Origin of the sequence: Solemya velum gill symbiont (assembly GCF_002020255.1) — a bacterium.
Taxonomy (GTDB): domain Bacteria; phylum Pseudomonadota; class Gammaproteobacteria; order Chromatiales; family Chromatiaceae.
In genome coordinates this window covers 168,883-191,729 of sequence record NZ_MPQG01000001.1, presented here as the reverse complement: position 1 = coordinate 191,729, position 22,847 = coordinate 168,883, and the positions used below count along the sequence as shown (strand labels likewise).

Sequence of the window (22,847 nt, the reverse complement as noted above, 5' to 3'; positions counted from 1 at the left end):
TTGTCTTTTCAGGGTGGATGAGAACAGGGTTCGACAAAATTGCCGGGAGCAATTTTGATCGCGCAGCGCTATCAATATGCTAAGTGCTGTCGTGCTCGATTTTGGTGGTTGACCAGTAGGTTGCATGGCCAACCTTTCTGCCTGGCTTGGGCTTTTTGTCATAGTGATGCAGATGCAAGGTTTCGTTGGAGAGCAGATCATGAATCTCGGGTATCTCACCAATAAAATTGATCATCCTGGCATAACCGTCCGCATCTGTGCTGCCCAAGGGGAGTTTGGCGACAGCACGAATGTGATTTTCGAACTGACTGGTCAGGGCACCCTCGATTGTCCAGTGCCCGGAATTGTGAACACGCGGAGCCATTTCGTTGACAATGAGGCCTTTACCAATATCGAAAAACTCGATTGCCAAAACACCAACATAGTCAAGGCGCTCAAGCGTTCGTCTTGCGTACTCTTCAGCCACGGATTGCTTGGGATCATCAGGAAGACTCTCTGATGTGTTCAAAATCCCGTCTCGATGAACATTTTCGGAGAGCGGGTAAAAACGAATTTCTCCATCATGCCCACGTACGCTGACAATCGAGATTTCACGTTGAAAGCTGGCAAACCCTTCAAGAATCAACGGGATTGCTTTCAGCTTGTCCCAGGCTTGTTGCAGATCAGCTTCATCTCGCAGCAGGACCTGGCCTTTTCCGTCATATCCAAACACTCTCGTTTTGAGAATGGCCGGCAGACCAATCTCTTCAACAGCCAGCTGCAGATCTCCAAAGGAATCGACGGTCGCAAATGGAACCGTGGGAATACCGAGTTCCCTGAAGAGGTTTTTTTCGTTTAAACGGTCACGGGCTGTTGCCAGCGCCTCTGCAGAAGGCGCGACACCAACCTTGTCGTTGAGATATTCGATCGCGGAGGCAGGTACATTCTCGAATTCGTAGGTGACCACATCGGCCTTTTCAGCCATGTAGTTCAACAACTCCCGATCATCATATTCACCGCAGAGGTGTTCACCGAGGGCAGATGCACAGGCATCTTCCGCAGGATCAAGAAAGATGAAACGCATACCCAGCGGGATTCCGGCCAGGGCCATCATCCGGGCAAGCTGGCCACCGCCGATGATGCCTATGATCATGCCGGGTTCTTCGGGTCAGGGTGATTCAGGACGGTTTCGGTTTGATTTTTCCGAAAGTCGTTCAGAGCATTGCGTATCTTTTCATCATGGTTGGCAACAATACTTGCAGCCAGGAGTGCGGCGTTTACCGCACCTGCACGGCCAATGGCAAGTGTACCAACAGGGATGCCGGCAGGCATCTGAACGATCGACAGCAGGGAGTCCATGCCGTTCAGGGCCTTTGACTGAACAGGAATGCCCAGTACCGGGATAGGTGTCTTGGCGGCAACCATGCCGGGAAGATGAGCCGCTCCACCTGCACCGGCAATAATGACTTCCAGCCCTCTTTGCGTGGCATTTTCGGCATAGCTGAATAGCTTGTCGGGTGTGCGGTGTGCAGAGACAACCTCGACCTCATACGGGACGCCCAGCTTTTCCAGGGTGTCAGCGGTATGCTGCATTGTCTCCCAGTCGGAGCTTGATCCCATGATCACACCAACCCGTGGCATGCTTTCGCCTTGTGTACTCATAAAACTGTTCACTTTATTAATATATGAAAAATATGCGATCAGGATGCTTTGGTGTCTGCCTCTCTATCTGGCAACAGAAACATGCTAGACGGATTTGCCGCTTATGCGCTCAATCCTTCGCACAAAAATTACCAGAGATGCGGTGTACTGATACCAGGTATTATTTGAAGAGCACCCTGATTAAACAATGGATTATATCATTATGCTGAGGCTGGTGGACGAGAACAAGGCTCGATAATATCCACCCATTGCCAGTAAATATCAAAACCCGGCTATTGCCGGGTTTTGTTTTTCAGGGGTAGATCAGAAGAAGGTTCGACAGAGTGGAAGGCTATTTATTGAAAACAGCATTTTCCACGATGACCGGGTAGAAGTAACCAGAGCCATAATCCTTGTTAAGATACAACACACCTTTAGCGACCACTTCATCACCAACGGCTACGCCACCTTGAGTCGAGCGGAAGATGATCTTGTTATTTAAATCCTCTTTTTTCCCTGTACCGTCTTCAATGTGAGCCCAGTCTGTTCCCATTATCTGCCGGGATAGTTTTGATATATTTCCTTTTACCTCAACAACTTTTCCATTCAGTTCATCTTTTTTCTGAAACAGCTCTTCTACGCTGAAACGTCCAACAGGGCTCCCCAATTCTTTCAGTTTTTGTGATTCGCCAACTTGTTTTGGTGCTTCTTTATTTGGAGAAGGTTTGACTTCTGCTTTTGCAGGCAACTCTGTTCCCTTGCTAATCCCTTCGACAAAAAGAATCCTGTCAAAGGTTCGGTTCAGTGTTTTGCTAGTAAAATTTTCCATGAGCATTTGTTCATAAAAGCTGATCGTTTCACCAACACTCACCTGGAATTCAGGGAGTGCAATCCAGAAAGTTTTTCCCTTCTCTTCTACTCGAATATAGGTATAGCCAGCGCTGGACATGGTCTCAATTACTTTGCCAGTGTGGGCGATCGCTTCAGAATTAGAGGCGGGTATGCTTGTGCCGTAAGCCCATGCTTGCGTGGCGCTGAAGGCGAGAAGTATGGGCAAAATCCAGTAAGTCAGTCTTGAAGTATTCATATTGCTTTTTATCCATGTTGAATGTAGTAGGAAAAGAACGCACAGGACTTTTGAAGAGAATGAATCTGACTCTTCATGCCTGGCTGTGCTTTAAAAAAATACATTAGGCATGATCATAATCAGTAACGTGGTTAAAGTGAATGATCCACATCAGCATGTATGTGTATTTCAGTCTCTTGCTGGGCCCCGGTGGTGAGGTTTCAAGCGCTCAGAAGCCGCACGGTTCTCAGAATTGTCACTCTCTTTTCGAAATTATCCGATATAAAAACCACCCTTGGTGATTGACAAACTGGTTTAGTCTCTCTAGATTGTAGCTATGTAAAAGGCAAACCTCTTGAAAGAGAGGGACGCAAAGCCACCGGCCTGACTGACATTCATTTGTTAAAGGTAGCGGGGTTGCACAAATCATCAGCATGATCATGCCGATGTCTGTAGTGCCTCCCTTTAGTTATTAAGCCGGTAGATCGAGTACATGGCAAAAGTGCGCCTGTGTCTCGTGCAAGTAGAACTACAGATAAGGGCTTGAATCATGAGACAAAAGGTGTTGGTGGAAATTGCGTCAGTGGCGGCCATAAAACTCAGGTCGGTAATTCTCGCTGCACTCATCGTCAATTTTGTCGTCTGGCCTGCGCTGGCTATGACGCAAACCACAACACCTTCTTCGATACCTGATTGGACACGATTTGCTCCTGTCGAAGGGCAGGTGGCTGAAGCATATACCACATCAAGTGTGGATGAATCTGTACAGCAGGCTTTGCAGGTCGAAATGGGATCCGCATTTGCTGACAACGAATGGCAGGTTGTTGAGCTTGAACAGACCTTTGTAAACCCAGTTGTCATTCTTGGTGTGCCGGGTGATAACAGCATTGAGCCGGGTGTTGCCCGCATGCGTCACCTGGAACCGGGCAGTTTCGAGCTGAAGTTTCAGGAGTGGATGTATCTGGACCAGGCACACCCCCCTGAGTCAATTGACTGGATGGTGTTTGAGAGCGGTAGTTATGAGCTCGACGATGGCACCATGTTTGAAGTTGGGACATTCCCCTAGTCAGATAACAAGGTCTGGCAGGACTACCAATTCACAACACCTTTTCGCCGCAATCCCAAACTCTTCCTCTCCGTTCAGAGCTTCAACGAACAGGACACAGTGATTGCGCGCGCCAGGAATAAAAGCAGGCGCGGTTTCCAGGCAGCACTTTTCGAGGAAGAGGCGAAAAACGACAGTCATGCCGAGGAAACAGTCGGTTACCTGGCCATCTACAAGCGGAGGAACAGGGGTAATTTGCATGGAGTGCCATTCTCATTGGCAAGTACCAAGTTAAATCACCGCATTAAGAAAACGTTTGGTCACAATATCTGGGTTCAGGAAGAGCAGTCGCTTGATGAGGAGCTCAAGCACGGAAAGGAGCGCTACGACTTGCTCGTTCTGGATGGTCTCTTCTTTGCACAGGATGTGACTACCAAAGGAATGAATACCTCTACGCCGCGCCGGGATACGCCTGACACTGTCTACCTGGGCAAACCGGATGTAACAGCTTTCAGTACCACTACAGTCTCTCTTGCCTGGCAAGCTGCATCGGGAGCGGGTGCAGGGAACGTGGCAAGTTATCGTGTTTTGCGCGATGGCGTGCCAGTAGAAACTATCGCGGGGCTTTCACATATTTCAGCCGGACTGGAACCTGCTACTCGCTATGGGTTCGCTATTCAGGCACTTGACCTGAATGGCGAGTTGCTTGCGACGAGCAGCACCGTAGAGGCGGTTACAGAATCAGAGCAGCTGCCACCCGGTAAACCCACCGGTCTGGAAGCAACAAATGTGACTTTTTCCAGTATTACGCTCAAATGGCAACCACCTGCCGAGGGAGAAGTAACGCACTATACCGTCTATCGGAATGGTGACCTGATCGCCACTGTGACCAATCCGGGTTTTACCGATACTAATCTCAAGCCGGAAACCGGCTATCGCTACTTTGTCACCGCTTCAGGTGCTGGCGGAGAGTCCAGCGAGGGTGCTGAACTATCCGTGTCAACGCTTCCCCTGCCTGACACTTCTCCGCCGACTGCTCCCCAGTGGCTGTCAGCACTTGAAGTTAGTGCGACACAGGTCAGGCTTGGCTGGCAGGCATCAACTGACAATACCGGAGTGGCGTTGTATAAAGTCTTCCGGGATGGAGAGATGATCGGTGAAACTGCCGAGACGAGCTTTCTCGATACGGGTGTTGAAGAGGCAAAGAGTTACAGCTATTCGGTGATTGCAGTAGATGTTGCGGGTAACCAGTCTCCCAGCAGTGCTGCAATTGAAGTCAAGACGCCGGATGTCACTGCCCCCGGGATTCCGGGTGGGTTCAGTGCAATTGGCGATCATCGTGTCGTCCGCCTGAGCTGGGATCCATCAAATGACAATGTTGCAGTAGCGGGTTACAGGGTTCTCAGGAATGGTGTGCTGATTGCGACAACTGCCTACACGGGTTACATCGATCATGACGTTTCAGTGGGCCAGACCTACGAGTACACGGTCGAGGCATTCGATACTTCCGACAACAGTTCCGGACCGAGTGAAATTAAAGAGGCCACGGTCACTGAGCCGCCGGTAAGCGGTGCCATGCTGGCAGAAACCTGTAGTGGCTGTCATGGTAACGACGGGCTCAGCAAGGGACCGGTCATACCAACCCTGGCCGGAATGGACAAGGACTACTTTGTCAGTGTTATGCAGGATTTTCGTAACGGCGTACGCCACTCCACCATGATGGGAAGGATCAGCAAGGCCTACACGGATGATGAGTTGATTCGCATGGGTGAGTACTACTCCTTACTGCCTTTTCAGCCGGCACCACAGACAGTCAACCTCGAAAGGGTGCTCGTGGGTCAGGCGCTGCACGTATCGGAATGCGGCAGTTGTCACGGTGATGAGGGCAGGGATCGTGGCAACGGCATACTTGCAGGACAGTGGCTCGATTATTTGAATCATACACTTGACGATTTTGCCGAAGAGCGAAGTGCCGGTGTCCCTTCAGCCATGCTCGATCGCCTGATGCTCCTCTCTGCGGATGATCGACTCTCGCTTGCCCATTTCTATGCAAGTCTTGGTTCCGATACCCAGGCCCCGCTTGCACCCGAGTCATTGGCTGCGACGGAAGTGACTGAAAACACAGTGACCCTGACGTGGATCGATGCTGATGATAATGCCGAGGTTGTGCGTTATGACATCGAGCGTGATGGCACTATCGTCGGCAGTGTTGGGCAATCTGTATTTACAGACACTGGCCTGGCACCCGGTGAGATTTATGGATACAGAGTGTTTGCTGTGGATGTTGCCGGCAATAGCTCCCTGCCTACGCCAACGCTTGCAGTACGCACAGAGGGTGAACCTGTCATCGGTGATCCGCAGATATCCCGTGGTCATGATCTTTGGCAGGCCAACGGCTGCCAGACTTGTCACGGTGTTGCGGCCAATTTTGCCGCAGGTGAGAGCCTTGCGGTACTGATGAATGCCATTGAGACGAACAGGGGTGGCATGGCGCAGTTTGCACATCTGAGCGCGCAGGATCTCGCCGATATCGTTGCCTATATCCAGGATGAGCGTGACCCGGGTGAGCCCGGTGGTGGTGGCAGTTCCCTTGCCGGTGTCAACTTGATGAATAACGAGGCCACGCTGCGCAAGGCTGCCATCCTGTTGGCAGGACGCTTACCCAGCACTGATGAAGTTGTTGCAAGCCAGGATGAAGCAGGACTGCGGATAACCCTGCGTAACCTGATGCAGGGAGAGCGTTTCGGCGAATTCATTTATAAAACTGCCGCGCTGACCTTTCTTTCCGGTGGAGCGGATATTCGCGACATAGATGAAGATTTTCCTGTCTATGCATCTCTCGACAATACGCTTCGCTACCGGGCCCTGGGAGACATCAGGTACGAACCGCTGGCTCTCACCAGGTATATCGTTGAGAATGATTTGCCATACAGTGAAATCCTGACGGCCGACTACACCATGATTACGCCAAGGTCGGCACAAATCTACGGCGCTGAACCGCTGGAGCCCTTTACAGGCACGCAGGATGTTAACGATGGGGAGTACAAGCCGGGCCGGATACCGGTTGTCTCTCACCGCACCCCTGAACTTGCAGTTCAGCCTTTCCCGCATGCCGGCGTCCTGACGACCTACTCATGGCTGTCACGATTTCCGACAACCGATACCAACCGCAACCGTCATCGCGCCAGCATGATGCTCAGACAGTTCCTGGGTGTCGACCTGGAGACCCTCGGTCAACGGCCTCTGGATGACTCGGAGAACGGTGACTATCTTGTCCCGACCATGGAGAATCCGGCCTGCTTGCTGTGCCATACCACAATGGAACCGATTGCCGGTGCTTTCCAGAACTGGGGCAACAGGAACCAGTACGCGCAGGAAGGTTTTGATTCCCTAGCCAGGGATTACAAGGGAACTGGCTACGCGCTTGATCACTATGGCATGCCCTGGTATGAGCTGGGAGACAAGTGGTACCTCGATATGCTGGCACCCGGATTCGATGGCAAAGAGATGCCGGGCATGCATCACGGTTTTGGACTCGCGCCGCTATCAGATCGCCTGGTTGATCGTACTAACTGGGTTGCGACAGCCACGTCCCAGAGAAGTGATTACTACGGCGCCAGTTCCGCCATCGATGCTTCAGTAAATACTCGGTGGGAAGGAGCATTCGGCACTGACACGGAACCGCAGGAAGTACCGCAGGAAATCATGATTGATATGGGTGCCGAGCAGGAGATTTCCGCTATTACCTACCTGCCACGCAACTACAGGCACATTGGTGAGTACGGAATCTCTGTGTCGGATGATGCGATCACCTGGACAGAAATTGAACGCGGTATCTACCCCCTGGATCCCGGGCATGGTCTCAAGGTGATTGAGTTTGACCCGGTGACAACACGCCACTTTAAAGTCTCTGTCTACAGTGTCGGCAGGGGTGACAGCGCCAATATCCAGGACCTGAATGCATTGGCGCCAGCCGCAGACCCGACTGTTCCCTTTGCAGAAAACCATAATGGCGGAATTGATGCCTTGCAGTGGCTTGCCCGCGAGGTGGTTCAGGACCCGCGTTTTACCAAGGGTGCTGTTAACTTGTGGTACCGCGGTCTGTTTGGACGTAAACCTCTGAGTAGTCCTGTTGACCCGAACGCGCCCGGATATGATCAGGCACTGGCGGCTTATCAACTCCAGGAGAATATTCTGGAGAGCATCGCCACAGGCATTGCATCCTCCGACCTGATAATCAGGGATCTGCTGGTTGAACTAATCATGAGTGACCTCTTTCGCGCGGCAACCACCGACAGTGCGGTGACACCAGAGCAGAGAGCTGAACTGGCTGAAGTCGGTATGCAACGCCTGCTTGGACCGGAAGAGCTGGATGCCAAGGGAGAAGCAACTGCCAATACCACCTTCTTCAATAACCCTGTCTCGAGTTATGGTTTGCTCTATGGCGGGTTTGATGGTGGCCGTGATGCACTGGATCCGAATGAGGATCTGACGACCTCTATGCTCTCTACCTACGAGAGCCGGTTGTACAGGGGGATGTGCGACGGAAGGCTGTTACTTAACGATTTAAATCGCTTGCCGGGAGAACGCATTCTGATGCCCTTTGTTGAGGAGATACCTTTCAAAGATGCATTGGGTGCGCCTGCCACGGGCAGTTTTGTCATCGAGCATGCAGGCTGGCTCAACACCGAAGACAAGACACTCGATCAGTTTGGCAGTCTCGGCACAGACGGAAACACTCCCGGCTTTGCTGGCTGGACCGATGCCATGGATGTGCCGGTCAATGTTGGAAGTTACATTGGTCAACGCTTGCGTGCAGTCCTGGTTGCGCCGGCCAGCGGCACCTACAATTTCTGGATTGCAGGTGATGACCAGGCATCACTCTTCATTGCCGATGGTGAGGATGTCTCAAATCTTGTGCAGGTTGCTTCTGTACCTGGCTGGACAAATCACCAGCAGTGGGACAAGTACCCTGAGCAGGCGTCTGCAGGCATTGAGCTGCTGGCTGGTCAGGCTTACCTGGTAGAGGCAGTAGGTATTGAAAGAACGGGTGGAGACCACTTGAGCGTTGCCTGGAGTGGGCCTGGCTTTACACAACAACTCATGAGCGCAGAACATCTGCGTGCTGTCGCTGATCCGGTGAGCCCGCAGTCAGACTGGGTTGTCACCCTGATCAAGGAGAATATCGTCTACCTGCACGAAAGACTGCTGGGTGAGAAGCTCTCAATCAGTGACCCGGAAGTTGAGCGTACATTCCAGCTGTTCAGGAGCGTGTACCACAACAACACCCCGGAAGATTCCGGACTGGAAGTCTATTGCGAGACCAGGAATGGCTCACAATCGATGCGGCGGGCATGGAATGCTGTGCTGGCATACCTGATGAGTGACTTCTACTTTCTGCATGAATAAGCATGGCCGCCAACAAGGAATACTGGAGATACAAACATGAAACGTCGTGATTTCGTCAAGTTGCTGGGTGCAGCCGGTGCCGCGGGAGCTTTACCGGGGGTGTCGCTGAGAAGTGCATCAGCAGCAGAAGTAGAGCCATTTGAAGGCATGGTCCTGGTTACACTGGTTGCCAATGGTGGATGGGACCACAGCAGTCTTTGCGATCCAAGAGAGAATCCGGCGATCAATCACTGGGCTGATACTATGCCAGCCGGAACGGCAGGCAACCTGCGATATGCACCTTTCGCAGAGAATGCAGAGTTCTTTGACAAGTATTTTGACCGTATGCTCGTCATCAATGGGATTGATCTGCAAACTAACGGTCACAGCGCGGCGCGCCTCACCCAGGCCAGCGGAGCCCTTTCAGGGTACCCGGTACTGAATGCGATCTATGGTGCAATACATAACGCTGGCCTGCCCATGCCCTGGCTGATAGACGGTTCATCTACACCCAGCCAGGATCTTGGTCTCCAGCCGGTGACCCGTTTGCCTGCAACCGACCTGATGCGCAGCCTTGCCAATCCGAATCGTCGCGATGGTACGCGCCAGTTTTTGCGCACGGCTGACATAGCGATCATTGAGCAGTATCGCCAGGAAAGGCTCCAGGCACTGCTGCAGGAGAATGGCATGCCCTATCGTGATTCCCAGGTGGCGTCACAGCTTGATGCTCGTATTAATCGTGGATTAATGCACAGGCTGGATGATGTATTTCCTGAAACGATCGATTCGCTTGACCTGAAAGGTGAATCAAACAGCATGATCAGCAGGATTCATCGCATGCTCGTTGCAATACAGGCGGGTATTTGTGTCACAGCAAGTGCCAGCAGCGGTGGTTTTGACACCCACGGCAACCACGATGCGGGACATACAACAGCTTTGACGCGTTTCACCCGGAGTGTCGATTACCTCTGGGAAAAGGCCGAAGAGTTGGGTATTGCTGACCGTATTGTTCTGCACCTGACATCCGATGTTGGTCGGACACCGCATTACAATAGTAATAACGGCAAGGATCACTGGTCAGTTGGTAGCAGCATTGTCATGATGAAAAACCAGCCATGGACAAACAGGAGCGTCGGGATGACAGATGCTAACCATCAACCCGGTAACACTAGAGCAGGATGAGCTGGGTGTGCAGCTACGAACTGCTCACGTACAGCAGACTTTGCGACGCATACTGGGTATTGAAAATGATCCCCTTTGCCAGGAGTTCAGTATCGACGTGCCGGATATTGACCTGCTTAACCCCGCCTATTCGAACCCGGTAATCGTCTAAAGCGATTTGGAGTAGTGGAAACATGAATATGAAAAGACGTGATTTTCTGAAGGCTGCCGGAGTCGGGCTCGGTGTGGCCGGATTTCCCGGGCTGGTACTCGGTACCGTGGCAGCCAGGGTGGTTGTTGTCGGCGGGGGAACGGGCGGGGCGAGTGTGGCCCGCTATATCAAGCGGGCAAATGCAACCATTGATGTGACGCTGATTGAACCGAATGCGATCTACCACACCTGTTACATGAGCAATGAAGTACTGAGTGGCGATCGTGATATCAGTCATATCCAGGCCGGCTACGAGGGACTTGAGGCGCAGGGAATCAATGTTGTGCATGATTTTGTTGTCAGCATTGATCCGGAGGCAAAGAGTGTTACTACCGCGAGTGGTGAACAGCTGCCTTATGACCGCTGTGTTGTGAGCCCCGGGATTGATTTCAAGTGGGAGACTATCGAGGGTTACGATGAGGGTGTCGCCGAACGTATTCCCCATGCCTGGAAGGCGGGTAACCAGACATCTGCCCTGAGGTCACAGCTTGAAGCAATGGATGACGGCGGTACAGTGATCATAGCCCCGCCTGACAACCCCTTCCGCTGTCCTCCTGGACCCTACGAGCGGATAAGTCAGATTGCCCACTATCTGAAAACGCATAATCCGACTTCAAAAATCCTGGTGCTTGATGCCAAGACCAGTTTCGCAAAGAAGGCAGCTTTTGAGCTTGGCTGGGAAAGGTTGTATGGATATGGCAGTGATAACAGCATGATCGATTGGCTTCCGGGTGACCCGGTCACCGCACTGGATGAGACTTCCGGTACGGTTACGACTCGCAATGGTTTCAGCTACCAGGGGGATGTCATTAACCTGATCCCAAACCAGAAAGCAGGTCGCCTTGCGTTTGATCTGGACCTGACAGAAGGTGAGTGGTGCCCAGTTGATTTGCGTACTTTTGAATCGACACGCTATCCCGGAATTCATGTCATTGGTGATGCCTGTATCGGCAGTGCATTGCCGAAATCGGGCTTTGCTGCCAATGCCGAGGCAAAAGTGTGTGCAAGGGCTGTCGTGGCGCTACTGGGCGGGCAATCACCTGAGACCCCGGCTTTTACAAATACCTGCTATAGCGTTGTTGGAACAGACTATGCAATCTCCGTGGTTGCTATGTACAGGCTCTCGGCTGATGGCAAGGCGATTGAGAAGGTTCCGAATTCGGGTGGTGTCACACCGCTTGAAGCTTCAGCAACAGACCTGCAGAGGGAAGTTGGTCACGCACACAGCTGGTATAACAATTTTGTTGATGATGTCTTTGGATAAAGGTGTCATATAAAACTTTCAGACACTCGCGCAGTGTATTGAAGGACGCTCAGGAGATCCCCTCCCTAGGTAGCAGTATTTCAACCCGGTCTTGCCGGGTTGTTTTTTTATGAGGCGTGTCAGAACCAGTTTGTGAAGGTTGCTGTTACAAGTGCATTGATAGTACCGGGTTTTGTCATTCTACGGGCATTCAGGCTTCATGTGAGGAAAAATCTGACCGCCTGTCAGAGACTGATAAACGCACGTCATCTGACAACATCTTCTCGATTTCCTGTGGTGGAAGCGGCTTGCTGAAATAAAAGCCCTGGATAATAGTGCAGTCAATACGGTTCAGAAATCGCAATTGAGAAACATTTTCAACACCCTCTGCAATGGTGTGCAGTTTCAAAGCCTTGGCCAGTGCCAGGATCGCATTGCAGAATGAGACACTATCTGCATTGCCAGGAAGCTCCTTGACGAAGGCGCGGTCTATTTTAAGAGTGTCAAACGGGAGGTGCATCAGGTTTGAAAGAGAAGAATAACCTGTTCCAAAATCATCAATGGCAATCTTTAATCCAAGCTTGTGCAGATCATTCAGTAAAGATTCCGCATACTGAGGGTCATCCATTACAACTCCCTCGGTAATTTCCAATTCAACATAACCTGGCGGCACTTTGGTTTTCTTTAATATGTCTCTGACAGTATCCAGAAAATTCTTATTTTTAAATTGTGCAGGAGATACGTTAATGCCTATCCGAATATAATCAAAGCCTGACTGATGCCATCTTTTCAAACACTCGCAGCTTTCTCCCAATACCCAGTTGCCAACATCGACGATAAGCTCCATTTCCTCCAGTACGGGAATGAATTCGTCTGGGGAAACCAGGCCGAGCTTAGGGCTGTTCCAGCGAATCAGTGCTTCCACACTTATGATGCGATCATTCTGTAAACTGGCCTGTGGCTGGTAATCCAAGAAGAACTCTTCATTCTCAAGAGCAGAGCGCAACTCCTTTTCCATGGTGACCAGCTTGGAAACAGATGACTGCATTTTAGGGTCATAACAGGTCATTGTGTTGCGACCTGCTGACTTGGATTCATACATGGCCAGTTCAGCCTGCTTCAGAAGTACATCGATAGTGAGTGTTTCACTACCAAACAGGTTGACACCGATACTGACCGTGCTGTGATGAGAGGAACGTCCAAGTTGGTATTCCTTATTGAGTGTGTGAAGAATATTCCGCGTGACTTTTTCCGCAGTGCGGGCTGCTTTGATTTTGTCTGAAGCGAGTTCCGGAAGTATTACAACAAACTTGTCTCCACCAAAACGTGCCACGGTATCGACTGAGCTCGTGGACTCCTCAAGTAAACTTGCTACCTGGACAAGCAATTGGTCACCTATGACATGACCAAGTGTATCGTTGAGTTTCTGGAAGTGATCAAGGTCAATCATAAGGATAGCGCTGTATTGATTATCGCGAACGCAAGCCTCAAGGGTCTGCTCAAGGCGATTCATGAATTGAACTTTGTTTGGCAGACCAGTCAGTTGATCATAGTAAGCCAGCTTATCGATCTTTTTCTCAGCGCTCTTTTTTTCGGTGATGTCAGCATGTGAACCGACATAGTGGCTTATTTTACCGTCTGTATCGGTTACCGCCGAGATGCTCAGCAACTTGGGGTACACTTCTCCGTTCTTACGCCGGTCCCATATCTCTCCCTGCCAGAAACCATCGCTGTTGATGGTCTGCCACATCTCCTCATAAAAAGCAGGGCCGTGGCGTCCAGACTGGAACATTTTAGGTGTATTGCCAATGATTTCATCGGCTGTATACCCCGACATCTCCATGAAAGCACTATTGACCTGTAATATTATTCCAACTGCATCGGTGACCATGATCCCCTGCTGTGACTCAAAAGCTACGGCTGCGATTCGCATCTGATCCTCAGCCTGCTTTCGTTCGGTAATGTCCTGCACCGTTCCCCTGGAAAGCAGTGCCTTACCATCTTTATCAAACAGGGTTTCACAAGTCTCGTGTACATATTTGATATGGCCATCACCGACTAGTATGCGATGGGTCATTTCGTATGGCTTATGGCTATTCAGTGAATCGAGATAAGCTTGATTGACCATCTCCCTGTCATCTGGGTGGACGGCATCAAGGAATGCCTCGTATGACGAGTTAAATTGTGTCTTGTCGATTTCAAATAGCCTGTATACCTCATCCGACCAATCAAGGTGGTTGTTGGACAGGTCAAGTGTCCAGCTTCCTGTCTTTGCAATACGCTGAGCCTCACTTAACTGCGCTTTACTCAACCGGAGCTCATTCTCGGCCTGTTTGCGTTTGGTGATATCTTCGTAGAGGCCCAAGACGCCGATAATTTCTTCCGTTGTCGGATTCAGTAGCGGCACCTTGGAGGTACGCAGCCAGATTTGACGTCCGTCCGGTGTGGTTTGGGGCTCTTCGAAATCCAGTTTCGCTTCGCCCGTCTCAATCACCTTGATGTCATCTGCCCGATAAAGTTCGGCCTGTTCTTTCCAGCCCATCTCATCATCTGTTTTGCCGATTAACTGGTCAGGATGGGTAAAGCCTGCATCCTTTGCAAACAAGATATTGCACCCCAGAAAACGCGACTCGCGATCTTTCCAGAATACACGTATGGGAGCTCTGTCGATGATTGACTGAAGCAATCTCTTGCTCGAGAGAAGATCTATCTCGGATTGCTTGCGTTCGGTGATATCGGTCAGTGTGCCAATCATCCTGACCGGACTGCCATGGGTATCACGCTCAAGAACCTTTCCGCGGGCAATGACCCATTTCCAGTCGCCATCCCTGGTTTGCATCCTGAACTCTCTTTTATAGGGCGACTCTCCGCCTTTTCTTACGTGTTCCAGAACGCCCTTCTTCACGTATCTCACGTCGTCAGGATGTATCGCCTTGAATACGGCTGCCCCCGTGGGGGTGAACTCATTCTCTGCATAGCCTAATATTTCATTCCATCGCCTTGAGAACATGGCCTTGTCAGTTTGGGGATTCCAGTCCCACACACCATCACCCGCAGCATCGATTGCAAATTTCCATCGCCTTTCAGTATCACGTAATTGATTGGTGGCCGATGTCATTTTGGAGACCAGGAGATACACTGCTATTCCGAGCGTCAGAAAAAGTAATGATGCCGAGACCTTAACCGCAGACATGTCCTCAAGAAGCAGAGCGGTGGGCTGTAAGGCCGCATCTTCCTTGATAAAATAAGCAGCTTCTATCCCGGTGTAGTGAGTAACGGATACTGCCAGTCCAATTCCCAGTGCGGCGACAATTGGAAGCCGATTTTGAAGCCGGTCATAAATGTAGAGTGCCAGGTAAGAGAGAATTACGGCGATTATGATTGATAGTACAAATAAGGCAGGGCTATAGCTCAGATAACCATCGAAATTCATACCCGTCATACCGATATAGTTCATGACCAGAATGCATGCGCCGAACATGGTGCCTCTAAGAGGCAGTGGCAAGCGGACACCAAGGCGCCAGAGAAGACACAGGGCAATGAAAGAGCCCAGAATACCAGGGAATATTGAGAGCAAGGTGGTGAATGGGTGTAAGTGGACTGTACCTGGTATGTTAATGGCCAGCATGCCGACAAAATGCATTGACCATATGCCGAGTCCCATCGTAAGCGCGCTGACTAGTGACAGAATATTTTTTTTCTTCACTGTGTCTGTAAGAAATATTTTCGCGCCAAGTTTAAATGCGATGTAAGAGGTAATTACAACAATAACAACTGAGATGGCAAGCCACATTGGGTCATATGAGTAGGCATAGATAAGCCCGTCATCAGGATGTGAGTCAAAGAGGCTGCTTAAATCTAACAATTTCTCAATCCCATAGGTGCGACATGATGGTGATTTGATTGTTATTTTTATTGTTTATTTTTTATATACATTCTTGACCTTTATACCCAATTAGAAAAGGATATTTTTCAGGCCCGTATTGTCTAATAATAGACATAATTACAATATCATATATAACGTTTTCTTATGGATTGTATAAGTATGTTGCCGGGAGGTATTGAGCATGCTTACGGTCGTCTGCACCTTGAGCATAACGGCAAACAGGTAAAGGTTCCCGGGAAGCTTTTATAACGGCTCAACAATCAGCGGCGTGGCTTCAGTTATGAGCACTTTACAAAGGGAATACGGCAGGAGAGTCGTAAAGCCCTGTGCATAATGGCTGGACCTGCGATTGGCGATCGCCTTTTTGTTCGTTACCTCACTTATCAGAATCATGTTGTCGTCAAATTTGGAATGCCCCCTGTGTTAAGCGATGCTGGAAACTTCCTGTTTGCGGAAGTCTTTTATCCCGAGGCAGATATAGCGCAAATTGATGCAGCAAGTGCGCTTGCCAGTATGCAGGTGCTAAGGGGTTTTATTGATCTGTGACTTGCTGATGCCGCGAGACCGGAATCCAGTGTGGTCATTGAGCCACTTCTATGCGATTGCGGCCGTTATCTTTAGCTCGATAAAGGGCTTCATCAGCACGTTTCCACAGTGTTTCGGTTGTGTCGTCTTTCTTCACGTCTGTAATTCCGAAACTGACAGTCAAAGATCCTACGTCTTCAAAATGATGTGATTCGATCGTTGATCTCAAGCGCTCGGCTGCGATAGTTGCATTCTCCAGGCTTGTGTGAGGCAACAGCCAGACAAATTCTTCTCCACCCCATCTAAACGTCAGGTCACTTGGGCGGGCAATCTTGTTCAGCATGGCTGCAATAATTGCAAGAACAAGGTCGCCCTCATCATGGCAAAAGTTGTCATTCACGGACTTGAAATGATCGATATCCATGATCGCGAGTGAAACAGGATAGTCGTAACGTATGGCAGACTCGAACTCGTGGTTTAACATGCTGTCGAAAGCGCGCCGATTCCAGAGCCCTGTGAGGCCGTCTTTCATGGCATTGCGGCATTCCCTTGTTGTGCGTACGCCTGTACGAACAACAGCCTTGAGTTCTTCAGGCGCGAAGGGTTTTGAGAGATAGGCGTCTGCGCCTGTATCAAGCCCGGTGACCCTGTCGGTTATCTCGCCCTTGGCCGAGAGGAATATAATATAAGTCAAGGCGGCAAGCGGGTGTGAACGGATGATACGGCAGGTTTCATAGCCATCCATGTCAGGCATCATGATATCCAGGATGATGACGTCCGGGTCATGGATTTCGGCCATTTCAATTCCGTCAATACCATTTGATGCCTGAAGAATCTTGTGTCCTTCAAACTCCAGAACGGAGGAAATAAACTCCCGGTTACTGGATGAGTCATCAATTATCAGAATATTGGCCACTCGAAGTCCTGCTGTTTTCTTTGCCTGATTATAAATTCCTGCCTACGGCTTTGACTAGTCTCGTGCTATTGTACGAATCTCCCCGGGCGCGAAATTTCACGTAAGCTTGTATCATTATCAACCAAAACGGTTGTCAGTGATAGCAGTTATATTGAATACGCTGCAGGTGCCGCACAAGCCTGATCGATAACAACAAAAGGCAGTTACTTACCTATATAGAGCTTATCGGGCATAATAAAAGAAGGCTTTTGTAAGACCTTGTTGATCTGGTCGAATTGGAATCTAGTTGATTTATATCAACGCTGTATCATTAACCAGTATTAAAGTAAAAGGCAGAGGGACAGGATATTTCCCGTGCCAGTTGGTACGGGCGAGTGTTTTGTTCTCTGTTGCCGAGTCTGGCCAGATGGCTATACTGAAAGTACGGGGCGTACTATTTACTTACACACAAGGAACCTTCAGATGGTCGAAATCACTAAACTGGACACGAACGAGGTCCTCGCTAGCGTCGATTCTGACTCTCTTGCAGGGGCTGATCTCAGGGAAATGGAATTACAGGGGGGCAGATCTAAGGGATGCTGATTTAACCGGTGCCAATCTAACAGGCGCAAATCTTGGTGGTTCAGACCTGCGTGGCGCTAATCTCTCCAGGACGATCCTGCGCGAGGCAAACCTGGGTCATTCAAACCTGGAAGGCGCCAACATGACTGCTGCACAGTTCGGCAGCGAGTTGCGTTCGACCGCGGCAAACCTTGAGTCCTGTAATCTCGCTAATGCGAACCTGAGCCATGCAGATTTCAGACGCGTCATGATGAGCAATTCAAATCTGTCCAATTCGAGGCTTGAGGGAACTAACTTGAGTTATACAGATATGCACTCAAGTGATCTCACCAATGTTTTTGCACAGGGCTGCAGGATGATCAAGTCCAATCTTTCAAACTCAAAACTGAATGATAGTGACTTCCGTGACAGCCATCTGAATGGAGCAATGTTTTTAGAGTCCGATCTCAGTAATATCAACCTGGAAAGTGTCCGCAATGACGGTTTCAGCGTGATTAATCTTGCCAATTTCGATGATGCAAATATGAAGGGTGCAAAAATGCGTAATGTGCTGGCTGAGGACTGCAGAATGCGAGGAACCAACCTGACTGATGCAGATTTAAGCCATGCCGTCATGAGTGGCTCTATTCTCAGGCGCGCTATTGTTACAAACGCAAATTTTGATGATGTCGAATTGGCCACTGTCACAATGACATTCGCCAATTTTTCACAAGCACTGAATGCAGATATTCCATCCTACGTACGCGATTTACGATAATGGGCAAAATGCCCGTCGCGTATAGTTAGAATTACAAAAGTCGAGCAATCGTTACAGATTTAGTTCGTATAAAGGAGGTTCGTAATGAAACTCCCTGAGAAGGTCCGAACACGACGGCCTGCACCCGGCCATCCGCCACAGCCTCATGAAGAGAAGGTCTCTCTCGGGCTGGCTGGAAATCTTGCGCGTACATTTATCACTTCTCCATTGTCACCGATGCTGCTTATTGCCAGCCTCTTCATTGGTATATTGGGACTGCTGTTTACGCCACGACAGGAAGATCCGGAAATATCGGTCCCAATGATCGATATATTTATTTCATATCCCGGGGTTTCCCCTCAGCAGGTCGCCAGCCTCGCTATTGATCCGCTTGAACGCATCATGAGTGATATTCCCGGGGTCAAGCATGTCTACTCTGCATCCGAGCGTGGCCAGGGCATGGTTACAGTACGTTTTAAAGTCGGAGAAAAACTCGGTCCTTCGATCGTCAAGGTTCATGACAAGCTCCAGTCAAACCTTGACAGGATTCCCCCCGGGGTATCGATGCCACTGGTGAAGCCCAAGGGAATTGATGATGTTCCAGTGGTGACAGTCACGCTCTGGTCTGAAGAGGTTGATGATTCAACGCTCAGAGTGCTGGCCACAGATGTTTTGCAGCGTCTCAAGGAAGTACCGAATACTGGTCAGGGATTTGTCGCAGGAGGGAGAAGTCAGCAGATTCGTATCGAAGTACTGCCTGAGCGCCTGGCAGGATATAACATCAGTCTTGACCAGATAGCCAGAACCATTCGTGCAGCCAATGAAGAGAAAAGAGTAGGTACGATTGAAAAAAACACTTCGCATTTCACTATTACCTCAGGCCATTTCCTGAAGAGTGGAGAGGAGGTCGGTCGACTCGTGATAGGTACGCATGATGGTGCCCCCATTTATGTTGCAGATATTGCAAACGTAGTCGACGGGGAAGAAGTGCCGACCAGGATGGTTAACTACTTCAGTGGCCCGGCAGGTAGCAGCGATAAGCTGACCGGGGTAGCACCGGCTGTCACAATTGCGATTGCAAAAAAAGAGGGCACAAATGGTGTCACGGTAGCAGAGGATATCCTCGCGAAACTGGAATCGCTCAAAGGGCGTCTCGTTCCGGATAATATCAACGTGGAAATTACCCGCAACTACGGTAAGACAGCCAATGACAAGGTTAATGAACTTCTGACCTCACTGCTTGGTGCCGCTATTGCCGTGTCACTATTGTCCTGGATCACAATCGGCAGGAGGCCTGCAGTTGTTGTTATAACGATCATTCCGATTGTTATCCTTATCACCATCTGGTCTGCCTGGGTTATGGGCTACACAATTAACCGTGTCAGCCTGTTCGCACTGATTTTCTCCATCGGTATTCTTGTCGATGATGCAACCGTTGTGGTGGAGAATATATTCCGGCGTTGGCTGCATGATGGCGAGACTCGTATAGACACGGCAGTGGATGCGGTTCGAGAAGTCGGAAACCCCACGATTATTGCAACACTGACAGTCCTTTCGGCACTGCTGCCAATGGGTTTTGTCAGTGGCATGATGGGGCCCTACATGTTCCCTATACCTTTGTTCGGTTCTGTTGCGATGGCCTTTTCACTCTTTGCTGCCTTTGTTTTTACGCCGTGGTTTGCCTACAAGCTGCGCCCGAAAATGAATGCCCTGAACAAGGCTGCTATTCGTGAAGAAAAAACTCAGGATCTGATCGGTAACATCTTTCGTCCGGTGATCGAGCCGCTTATCCAGAGCAAGTTCAAAGGCCGCGTCTTCCTGGCTGTCATTGTTGTTCTGTTTTTTGCGGCCTGCTCGATGTTTTATACAAAGGCCGTGGCAGTCAAGATGCTGCCATTTGATAACAAGCCGGAATTTAACGTGGTGATCAATCTTCCTGAAGGAACGCCACTACCAACTACTGCAAGCTTTACCTTCAAGCTGGTCGATGCGCTGAAGGGCGTGGAAGAAATCACCGCGATGCAGAGCTACGTCGGTACTGTTTCACCATTCAATTTCAATGGCATGGTCAGGCACTACTACTTGCGCATGCAGCCATGGCAGTCTGACATACAGGTCATGCTTCTTGATAAGGGAGATCGTGAACGTAGCAGCCACGAGATTGCTGAATCTGCACGCGCCCTGTTAACACCTATTGCCGAGAAGGCGGGTGCGAAAATCGCCGTTGTCGAAATGCCGCCGGGACCACCCGTGCTGCAAACCATGGTAGCCGAGGTCTATGGCCCGGATGAGGAGACAAGGCGCCAGGTTGCACACGATATGGAACAGATGTTTATCGAGGCGCCAGGACTCGTTGATGTTGATACCTACATGGCGGATGCAAATGAACGCTGGCATTTCGAGGTTGATACTGAAAAGGTCACGCGCCTGGGCGTTGATGTAGAAACCATTAACAGAAATCTTGATATGGCGATGGGTGGTTACATTCTTGGTGATGCCAAGCGGGGACGAGGGCTTGAGCCGACTCACCTGGTGATTGAACTGCCGCTGCACGTACGTTCCCAGCTACCCCGATTGCACAACCTGCCTATTCCAACCAGTGCAGGTGGTACCGTCCCTTTAACTGAACTTGGACATTTCGTCAGTTTGCCCGAAGACCCCATTCTCTATCACAAGGACCTGCGTCCAATGGAGTATGTCGTGGGAGAGATGGAAGGCAAGCTTGGCGCGCCGATCTACGGCATCATGGCGGTGGAGGATCTGCTGGATCATTACACCGCTCCGGATGGTGTTTCGATCAGCGGCACCATGATGGGTCCACCTGCTGATGATATGACGTCTGGCTTCGAGTGGAGTGGCGAATGGGTTGTCACCTACGAAACATTTCGAGATATGGGGCTTGCCTTTGCAGCTGCCCTTGTGCTGATTATTATACTGTTGGTATGGGAGTTCGGCAATTTTATACACCCGGCCATTATTATGGCACCGATTCCATTAACGCTCATCGGTATCATCCCGGGGCACTGGATAATGGATGCTGAATTTACCGCGACATCAATGATCGGATTTATCGCGCTTGCGGGAATCGAGGTGCGTAATTCAATCCTGTTGGTCGATTTTGCACGTAACGAGGTGCATCGTGGTACGCATCATGTTGAGGCTGTGGTCACTGCTGGGCAGATTCGTATGCGGCCAATCTGGGTTACGGATTTGACCATGATGGCAGGAGCGGCTGCGATTATTCTCGATCCAATTTTTGAAGGCATGGCGATATCACTGCTCTTTGGTCCTATCGTGGCAGTGCCACTGACCATGATTGTTGTTCCGCTTGGCTGTATTTCGGCCTGCAATGCATTTAAAGCAGACAGGCCAGCCGAAGATGATAATAACGGATATATCTGTGAGGTGGAAAACGACGGAGAATGAATTTGACAGCGTTTTGACCGTGACTCTCTATATTGCCTAGCAGATTCTCGGTAGTGGATCGTCTTCCAGTTCTTCAAGTATGCGTTCTCCACCGATCTCGGTTTCGATAATGACTTGCCGAGTTGCTGTACTGATGTGACCGATGATTGCAGACTCTTCTCCGCCCTTTATATTTCGCCATGTCTGCAGCAGTGTGTCGGCACTCTCCGGATTAATGATCGCGACCACGCGCCCCTCGCAGGCGAGGTAAAGCGGATCATAGCCCAGCATGTCACACACGGCATGGACAGGGTCGCGTACAGGAATATCGGTCTCTATAAGCCTTACGCCCATGCCTGTCGCCCGGTTTAATTCTGTACAGACAGTAGCGAGACCACCACGAGTAGGGTCACGCATGAAGCGTAGGCCGGGAAACTCGTGGGCTGCACGGGTGAGATTCAGAACACTGGCAGCATCGGAGAGTATCTCTCCGTGCAGGCCAAACTCCTCCCTTGCCAGCATCACGGCAATACCGTGATCGCCAACCGGGCCGCTGACAAGAATGGCATCTCCGTCATGAATGTTTTTCATCGATAGCAGGTGGCCATTACGGATGCCGATACCGGTTGTTGCCAGGTAGACACCACCACCTTCACCTCGGCGCAATACCTTGGTATCACCAGCTACAATTTTCACATCGATTTCTGCGGCTGCCTCAGCCATTGATTTGATAATGCGCTCCAGTAATGCGACTTCCGTTCCCTCTTCTATGAAGGCGTTGAGACTCAGGTACTTGGGTGTGGCACCGGAGACGGCGAGATCATTGGTCGTGCCATGGACTGCGAGTGAGCCGATATTGCCACCGGGAAACTCCAGTGGCTGTACGGTAAAACCGTCAGTTGTGAAAAGCAGTTCATTGTTTTCAACAGTAATGGAAGCAGCATCGGCTTCTACATCAAGATCCGGATTGGCAAGATATTTTGCAAACAGCTCCTCGATCAGTTCGCGCATGTATCGGCCACCGTTGCCGTGTGCCAGTGAGATGTGGGTGTCCTGCATTATCTGTTCCTTATGTCCGGCTGCA

14 protein-coding genes and 1 riboswitch are annotated in these 22,847 nt (G+C 50.3%); of the genes, 8 read left to right on the top strand and 6 right to left on the bottom strand.

Translation table 11 applies throughout. From position 1 onward, the window contains the following. Nucleotides 1-79: 79 nt before the first annotated feature. From BOW06_RS00825 to BOW06_RS00815, 3 genes are all read right to left on the bottom strand, one after another. Nucleotides 80-1,132, bottom strand: coding sequence for a 5-(carboxyamino)imidazole ribonucleotide synthase (locus tag BOW06_RS00825; protein ID WP_078459464.1), 1,053 nt, complete (start codon nt 1,130-1,132; stop codon nt 80-82). Beyond that, nucleotides 1,129-1,641 (bottom strand): 5-(carboxyamino)imidazole ribonucleotide mutase, encoded by a 513-nt coding sequence (gene purE, locus BOW06_RS00820; protein ID WP_230208773.1) that lies wholly within the window; start codon nt 1,639-1,641, stop codon nt 1,129-1,131. Before purE ends, BOW06_RS00825 begins: the two co-directional genes overlap by 4 nt. Before the next feature lie 331 nt (nt 1,642-1,972). After that, the gene (locus BOW06_RS00815) at nt 1,973-2,707 is read right to left on the bottom strand and encodes a GW dipeptide domain-containing protein (protein ID WP_052132296.1); all 735 of its coding nucleotides are present in this window, start codon (nt 2,705-2,707) and stop codon (nt 1,973-1,975) included. Between the two features lie 314 nt (nt 2,708-3,021). Beyond that, nucleotides 3,022-3,111: riboswitch (cyclic di-GMP riboswitch) on the top strand. Between the two features lie 158 nt (nt 3,112-3,269). Between BOW06_RS00815 and BOW06_RS00810 the strand changes: the two genes are divergently transcribed. From BOW06_RS00810 to BOW06_RS00795, 5 genes are all read left to right on the top strand, one after another. Beyond that, complete coding sequence (locus tag BOW06_RS00810) at nt 3,270-3,752, top strand: hypothetical protein (RefSeq protein WP_078458974.1); 483 nt, start codon at nt 3,270-3,272, stop codon at nt 3,750-3,752. 99 nt (nt 3,753-3,851) lie between these two features. Continuing rightward, a complete protein-coding gene (locus tag BOW06_RS00805) occupies nt 3,852-9,140 on the top strand; it encodes a fibronectin type III domain-containing protein (protein WP_078459463.1) in 5,289 nt (1,762 codons plus the stop codon). Nucleotides 9,141-9,176: 36 nt separating this feature from the next. Continuing rightward, nucleotides 9,177-10,301, top strand: coding sequence for a DUF1501 domain-containing protein (locus BOW06_RS00800; protein WP_078459462.1), 1,125 nt, complete (start codon nt 9,177-9,179; stop codon nt 10,299-10,301). Then, nucleotides 10,264-10,452, top strand: coding sequence for a hypothetical protein (locus BOW06_RS12870; protein WP_143556045.1), 189 nt, complete (start codon nt 10,264-10,266; stop codon nt 10,450-10,452). The genes BOW06_RS00800 and BOW06_RS12870 overlap by 38 nt, the downstream gene beginning before the upstream one ends. A gap of 22 nt (nt 10,453-10,474) precedes the next feature. After that, nucleotides 10,475-11,755 (top strand): FCSD flavin-binding domain-containing protein, encoded by a 1,281-nt coding sequence (locus tag BOW06_RS00795; RefSeq protein WP_043118276.1) that lies wholly within the window; start codon nt 10,475-10,477, stop codon nt 11,753-11,755. Between the two features lie 190 nt (nt 11,756-11,945). Here BOW06_RS00795 and BOW06_RS00790 read toward each other — a convergent pair whose 3' ends face one another. Continuing rightward, a complete protein-coding gene (locus BOW06_RS00790) occupies nt 11,946-15,440 on the bottom strand; it encodes a bifunctional diguanylate cyclase/phosphodiesterase (RefSeq protein ID WP_179116079.1) in 3,495 nt (1,164 codons plus the stop codon). A gap of 513 nt (nt 15,441-15,953) precedes the next feature. On the opposite strand from BOW06_RS00790, the gene BOW06_RS00785 reads away from it, so the two are divergent. Next, the gene (locus BOW06_RS00785; RefSeq protein ID WP_052132299.1) at nt 15,954-16,166 is read left to right on the top strand and encodes a hypothetical protein; all 213 of its coding nucleotides are present in this window, start codon (nt 15,954-15,956) and stop codon (nt 16,164-16,166) included. Nucleotides 16,167-16,200: 34 nt separating this feature from the next. Here BOW06_RS00785 and BOW06_RS00780 read toward each other — a convergent pair whose 3' ends face one another. After that, a complete protein-coding gene (locus BOW06_RS00780; RefSeq protein WP_078454369.1) occupies nt 16,201-17,061 on the bottom strand; it encodes a diguanylate cyclase in 861 nt (286 codons plus the stop codon). Nucleotides 17,062-17,584: 523 nt separating this feature from the next. On the opposite strand from BOW06_RS00780, the gene BOW06_RS00775 reads away from it, so the two are divergent. Together BOW06_RS00775 and BOW06_RS00770 are read left to right on the top strand one after the other, a co-directional pair. Beyond that, the gene (locus tag BOW06_RS00775; RefSeq protein ID WP_179115103.1) at nt 17,585-18,379 is read left to right on the top strand and encodes a pentapeptide repeat-containing protein; all 795 of its coding nucleotides are present in this window, start codon (nt 17,585-17,587) and stop codon (nt 18,377-18,379) included. Nucleotides 18,380-18,463: 84 nt separating this feature from the next. Continuing rightward, on the top strand, nt 18,464-21,784 hold the full coding sequence (locus BOW06_RS00770) for an efflux RND transporter permease subunit (RefSeq protein ID WP_078454367.1): 3,321 nt from the start codon (nt 18,464-18,466) through the stop codon (nt 21,782-21,784). A 36-nt stretch (nt 21,785-21,820) separates the two neighbouring features. Here BOW06_RS00770 and hypE read toward each other — a convergent pair whose 3' ends face one another. Beyond that, nucleotides 21,821-22,822, bottom strand: coding sequence for a hydrogenase expression/formation protein HypE (gene hypE, locus BOW06_RS00765; RefSeq protein ID WP_043118281.1), 1,002 nt, complete (start codon nt 22,820-22,822; stop codon nt 21,821-21,823). Between the last annotated feature and the right edge of the window lie 25 nt (nt 22,823-22,847).

Bases quoted from the DNA above. Each gene is read 5' to 3' on its own strand.
- BOW06_RS00825 (WP_078459464.1), bottom strand. From the start codon at position 1,132: ATGATCATAGGCATCATCGGCGGTGGCCAGCTTGCCCGGATGATGGCC.
- purE (WP_230208773.1), bottom strand. From the start codon at position 1,641: ATGAGTACACAAGGCGAAAGCATGCCACGGGTTGGTGTGATCATGGGA.
- BOW06_RS00815 (WP_052132296.1), bottom strand. From the start codon at position 2,707: ATGAATACTTCAAGACTGACTTACTGGATTTTGCCCATACTTCTCGCC.
- BOW06_RS00800 (WP_078459462.1), top strand. From the start codon at position 9,177: ATGAAACGTCGTGATTTCGTCAAGTTGCTGGGTGCAGCCGGTGCCGCG.
- BOW06_RS12870 (WP_143556045.1), top strand. From the start codon at position 10,264: ATGCTAACCATCAACCCGGTAACACTAGAGCAGGATGAGCTGGGTGTG.
- BOW06_RS00795 (WP_043118276.1), top strand. From the start codon at position 10,475: ATGAATATGAAAAGACGTGATTTTCTGAAGGCTGCCGGAGTCGGGCTC.
- BOW06_RS00785 (WP_052132299.1), top strand. From the start codon at position 15,954: ATGGCTGGACCTGCGATTGGCGATCGCCTTTTTGTTCGTTACCTCACT.
- BOW06_RS00770 (WP_078454367.1), top strand. From the start codon at position 18,464: ATGAAACTCCCTGAGAAGGTCCGAACACGACGGCCTGCACCCGGCCAT.
- hypE (WP_043118281.1), bottom strand. From the start codon at position 22,822: ATGCAGGACACCCACATCTCACTGGCACACGGCAACGGTGGCCGATAC.